Consider the following 5144-nt stretch of genomic DNA (forward strand, 5'->3'; position numbering starts at 1 on the left):
GAAATTGATTGCGAAATCAGCTTCGAAATCTGCACAAAGACCACGATCGCTCAAAGAAGGCTTGGCCGGACGCTTACCGACGAGTACGAGACGTGAGCGTCCTAAGTTGGGCTGGCTAAGGCGAGGCGCCGGCGCGTGGTTGCCGGCTCAATGGCTTGTGGGTTGAGCAGCGCGGTCTTGAGGCGACGGATATGCGGCTTGCGGATCTGGCCGGACTTCCGCTTGACCGCTACCCGCATGTAGCGGCCTGACACGATCGCCTTGCCGCCGGAACCAGCCGAGTGCCGTACGGTAGCTCCGAGCCTAGTCAGGACGTCGAATGCTCCGAGGATTGGGTGGCTGCTGACCATGCGTTGACGCCACTAGCCTTGTCCGGGGTTGCTTTCGATGTTGCTAGGAATGCATCCTGGCAAAGTCAGCACAGCCGTCTTTTGCCATTTCCGCGATGTCTATAGCCGGGACGTTGCGGCTTCCCGCAGTTGGTCGCCTTGCACTGGCGCTCGCTATCACGCCTTCAGGGCTGATCAGTTCTTCGATTGATTCAATGCAAAGGCGATCTGATCAGCGATCTGATCGGAGGCGGCGCGCAGTGGGCTTGCGTCTAAATGCGCATATCTTTCGGTTGTGGCCGCCTGCTTGTGACCGAGCAAGGCACCGACGATGGGGAGGCCCATGCCGGCGCTTGCACCGACTGACGCAAAGCTGTGACGAAGATCGTGTAGGCGAACTTCGTCGATTCTTGCATGGCGTCGCACCGCCCGCCATGGCTTGTTGAGATCGGCCAAAGGTTTCTGGATCAAGCGCCCATCGGGATTGATGTCGTGTTGGTCACTCGGAAACACGAAGGGGCCGTCGACGACCTGGCCCTTGAGTATGTCGTGCGCCTGTCGGTTGAGGACAACTGCTCTGGCGCCGGTCTTACTGTCGGCTAGGAACAAGAGCCCGCGCTCCAGATCCACTTCCTTCCAGGTCAGGTGCAGGATTTCGCGGAGACGGCATCCGGTGAAGATCAGCATGCGGATCGCATCGATGGCCGTGCTCGAGAACACTGTCGTTTGGCTCTCGGGTTTCGGCGCATGCTTGGATTGTTTCTCCTTGTTGAGGTTGGCCCAGGGAATCCCATCGGTTTCTGCCAGACGCAGCGCTTGGCCGAGCCGCATGAATTCGTCGACGGACAGATAACGTTCGCGTCTTGGCTCCTTGAACGATCGAACTCCTCTCGTCGGGTTGAATTCTTCGGGGACCAGCCCCGCCTCTTGGGCGTAACGGAATACGGCCGATACCGTCTCTAACGTTCGGTTCGCCATGATCTTCGATTTGCCGCCGATCGCATTGTGCATAGCGGCGACATCGACGCGCACGATCTCGCTGATCCTCAACGAGCCGATGATCGGGTTGGCATGGCGACGGATGTTGATCTCGTAGTTCCTGATGGTTGCCGGTTTCAAGCGGCGGGGCGCTTCGTCGTCGAGATAGCGTTGCGCCATTTCTCTGAACGTCGGCATCTTGCGATCGGCATCACGTTCAATGCTGGGATCGCTGCCGAGGCGGACTTCGGCAAGCTTAGTTCGCGCCATGTCGCGTGCTTGCTCGCACGTCAAAGTCCCGACGTGTCCAATCGACAGTCTTTTCTTGGCAATACGCCGGCCGCCGCTTCCGGGCCGGTACTCGACCACAAATGATTTGCGCCCTGACGGATAAACCTTCACCCCAAAACCCGGTAGCGAGCTATCGTAGCAGACATATTGCTTGTCCCTCGGCTGCAGCTCATCAACGGCCTTTTTTGTCAGTCTTTGGCTCGTCACAACCAACTCCCTGATTCCCGCAGAGTGTGAAGAAAGTCGCCACTAAGTCGCCACCGTGAGCAGAAACCGTATCCATTTTTAGAAACTGGAAGTCCAATATAACATATTAGAATCAATATGTTAATGCACTCTAGTCCATTTGACGAGATAAGTAGAAATCAGCAATTTATTGACTCATAACCTGAAGGTCGCAGGTTCAAATCCTGCCCCCGCAACCACCGATACCGACACTCCCGAGGAATCCCCTCCGGGAGTGTTTGTTTTTGAGGCCCTTCCAAACGCTTGCCGCTCCGTCCATGCCAGGATGTGCCCCAGTTCGCCATGAAGCGTGGCGTGGATTTCACCGCGTTCCGGTCCTGGAGCGAGCACGATCTTCTCGATCAGCATCCGCAGAGCCTCGGCTGCTTCCTGACGCTCTGCGGGGCGATTCAGGGCTTGCGTGAGCTTCTCCACCTTCTTCGCGTAGATCGACGAAGCCGTCGGCAGCAAGTCAGGCTTCTCCTCCGGGGCATCGGCCAGCAAGGACAACAACTCGGCCTTTCGGGTTTCGAGACCGGTCATCTTTTCTTTCATCGACGGGTGATACATCCCATCGGCAATCGCCTCGACGATCTCGGCGATTTGCTTCTCCACCTTAGCCAGTTCCGCCTGCCAGGCATCGCCGTTTGAGCGACGCTCGCGGTTCAGCCGGTTGGTTTCCTCCGCATAGGCGCGCATGGCCTCGGCGGCGACTTCTGGCGCCATCATCCGATCCTTGAGGCCAGCCAGAACGCGACTCTCCAGGTCCTCGCGCGGAATGGTGCGGCTGTTTGAGCAAGTGCCCTTGCTAATGTGGTTCGAACAGGCAAAGCGGCCTCCACCGCGCAGTGAGTAGGGACCGCCGCAGCAGCCGCAGACGATCAGACCGGACAGGAGGGATTGGGGTCTACGCTTGCCACTGAGGCGGTTCTTCTTGTGGTGCTTGCGCACGGCTTCGGTGACATTTTCATATTTCTCGGCGATCTCAGTCTGTCGCTTACGTACCGCCTGCCAAAGGCGATCATCGACAATCCGCAGTTCGGGTATCTCGCGGATCAGCCATTCGTGCTCCGGGTTGAGGCGCGAGACGCGCTTGCCGGTGCTTGGATCCTTAATGTAGCGCAGCCGGTTCCAGATCAGGCGGCCGATATAGAGCTCGTTGTTTATCAGACCCGTTCCGCGCTTCACGTGACCGCGGATCGTCGTATCTCCCCACGGCTTCCCGCTCGGTCCGGGAATGCCCTCTTCGTTCAGCGTGCGGGCAATTGTCCGCGGTCCGATTCCAGAAGCGAATTCCCGGAAGACGCGACGGATGATGTTCGCCTCAGCCCCGTCGATCTCCCGGTCACCCCGGATCGGATCTCCTCGGGCATCGAGTTGCTTGACGACCTTGTAGCCATAGCAGAGCCCGCCGCCCGACTTGCCTTCCTCCACCCGACCACGAAGGCCCCGATGGGTCTTCGCGGCGAGGTCCTTGAGGAACAGCGCGTTCATCGTGCCCTTCAGCCCGACATGCAATTCGCTGATTTCGCCTTCTGCTAGCGTTATGATCGGCACGTCTGCGAACTTCAGATGCTTGTAGAATGTGGCGACGTCAGCCTGATCGCGCGAAATGCGATCCAGGGCTTCGGCCAGCACTATGTCGAACTGCCCGGCTTGGGCGTCCTGTAGGAGTGACTGGATGCCCGGCCGCAGGATCATGCTCGCGCCGGAGATGCCCGCGTCCTTGTAGGTGCTGACGATGTTCCACTTCTCGCGTTTCACCTGCTCTCGGCAAATACGGAACTGATCCTCGATCGACGCCTCACGCTGATTGTCCGAGGAATAGCGGGCGTAGAGCGCGACACGCATCATGTGCAGCCTCCGATCATGCAACCTTGTCGAAGCGGCTGGGCCGGATCAGCACTTCGGCGGAAATCCCGAGTTGTTCATGCAATTGCCGGATCATGTCGATCGACAAGCCACGCTTGCGGTTAAGAACGTCGGCCACCCGATTGCGCGGACCGATCATCGGTTCGAGGTCCTTGCGGGTGAGGCCCTGCTGCTCCATCCGGAACCGGATCGCTTCGACTGGATCCGGTGGATCCATCGGATAGCGCTTCGCCTCATAGACTTCGATCAGCGTGACGATCACGTCGAGGCGGTCGCCTTCCGGCGTGTCGCTCTTGGCGCCCCAAAGGCGTTCGACCTCCTCGAGCGCCGTTTCGTAGTCCGCTTCGGAGCGGATAGGTCTCAGTTCAGTCGCCATGTTTCACCTCAGCTACGTCTATCCTGTCATAGGCTTTGTGTGTGCCAATCCACTTGATCCAGACGATACCCTTCTCGAAATCGACCGCCACCACCAGGCGGTAGTCGTTGCCCTTTATGTTGAAGACAATACGCTCGGCGTTGACGATGCTGGCCGTCGCGTAGTGTCTTTTCACATCGGCTGAACTCGCCCATTCAGCCTTGCTGACTTCATCGAACCAAGCATCGAGCGCGGCCTTCACAGCCGGCTGATCTCTTTGCCCTGCAAGGCTCTCGACAAACTCCCGTAGAGTGCGGCGGGCAATGATCCTCATTTGAGCCTCTACATAGCACGAGACCATTATGGTCTCAAGAATAAATATCGATGCTCCGGCGGCCATCCTGCGACCGGGGCGACGTGCCTGTATGTGATGCAGTCTATGTACGCTTGCTGCTTTTCCACGGACTGAGCTTCCGTTCCCGGGCATCGTGCCGCTCGAACTGTTCTCGCGCGATCTGCCGGCCGATCAGACGCGCCAGACAAAGTACGGCTTCATTGGATGCAGGCAGTGGATCCGAGGAGCGCACTGCAGCGGCAGAGCTTGCTCCTTTCGTTGCAGTTTTGTTTCGCTGCGCTGCCATAACTCTCACAATCCGGCCGACAATCGGCGAGTGCATGAGAGGGCGTTCAATCAGCGATGAAAAGGTTAGCTGAGGCGAGGCACAAGGAACGGCGCCCATAGCGTGCAAATCGGCGGGTTGCGATCGAAGGCGAAATATTCAGATGCAGACACAAATCAGGAGGGCGCATCCATCATAACTTGCTGTCGGACGGCGGGCCTATGAGCTTGGCCGACGTTAGCGATGTTGCTGAGCAAGCAGCGGTACTCTCGGCGGTGTATAGGGACCTTGATCTACTGATTAGATCAGCAACCTAATAGCGGATCTTGTCCGCAAGTCTGTAGCCGTCGCCCTCCGAAGGCGGAGTGAGGTGGTGCCGGCTTCTGAGACAGTGGCATAAGGTGGATCGACCGATGAGAAGGACGATCCATCATGAAGACACGCAGACGGTTCTCGGCCGAGTTCAAGGCCAAG

General features: G+C 58.3%; 4 protein-coding genes. All 4 read right to left on the reverse strand.

Annotated elements, in window-relative coordinates:
- Positions 1-524: 524 nt before the first annotated feature.
- The 4 genes from RBB34_RS19700 to RBB34_RS19715 all read right to left on the reverse strand — a co-directional run bounded on the left by RBB34_RS19700 (position 525) and on the right by RBB34_RS19715 (position 4384).
- Complete coding sequence (locus RBB34_RS19700) at positions 525-1805, reverse strand: site-specific integrase (protein ID WP_306120950.1); 1281 nt, start codon at positions 1803-1805, stop codon at positions 525-527.
- 174 nt (positions 1806-1979) lie between these two features.
- Positions 1980-3677 (reverse strand): recombinase family protein, encoded by a 1698-nt coding sequence (locus tag RBB34_RS19705; protein WP_306120951.1) that lies wholly within the window; start codon positions 3675-3677, stop codon positions 1980-1982.
- A 13-nt stretch (positions 3678-3690) separates the two neighbouring features.
- Positions 3691-4071 (reverse strand): helix-turn-helix domain-containing protein, encoded by a 381-nt coding sequence (locus tag RBB34_RS19710; RefSeq protein ID WP_306120952.1) that lies wholly within the window; start codon positions 4069-4071, stop codon positions 3691-3693.
- Entirely contained in the window at positions 4061-4384 is a 324-nt protein-coding gene (locus tag RBB34_RS19715; protein WP_306120953.1) for a type II toxin-antitoxin system HigB family toxin, read from the reverse strand. The genes RBB34_RS19710 and RBB34_RS19715 overlap by 11 nt, the downstream gene beginning before the upstream one ends.
- Positions 4385-5144 lie beyond the last annotated feature (760 nt).

The organism is Roseitalea sp. MMSF_3546 (assembly GCF_030732865.1).
Lineage (GTDB): Bacteria > Pseudomonadota > Alphaproteobacteria > Rhizobiales > Rhizobiaceae > Roseitalea.

Coding starts and splice junctions, on each gene's coding strand:
- RBB34_RS19715 (WP_306120953.1), bottom strand. CDS start 4,384: ATGAGGATCATTGCCCGCCGCACTCTACGGGAGTTTGTCGAGAGCCTT.
- RBB34_RS19710 (WP_306120952.1), bottom strand. CDS start 4,071: ATGGCGACTGAACTGAGACCTATCCGCTCCGAAGCGGACTACGAAACG.
- RBB34_RS19705 (WP_306120951.1), bottom strand. CDS start 3,677: ATGATGCGTGTCGCGCTCTACGCCCGCTATTCCTCGGACAATCAGCGT.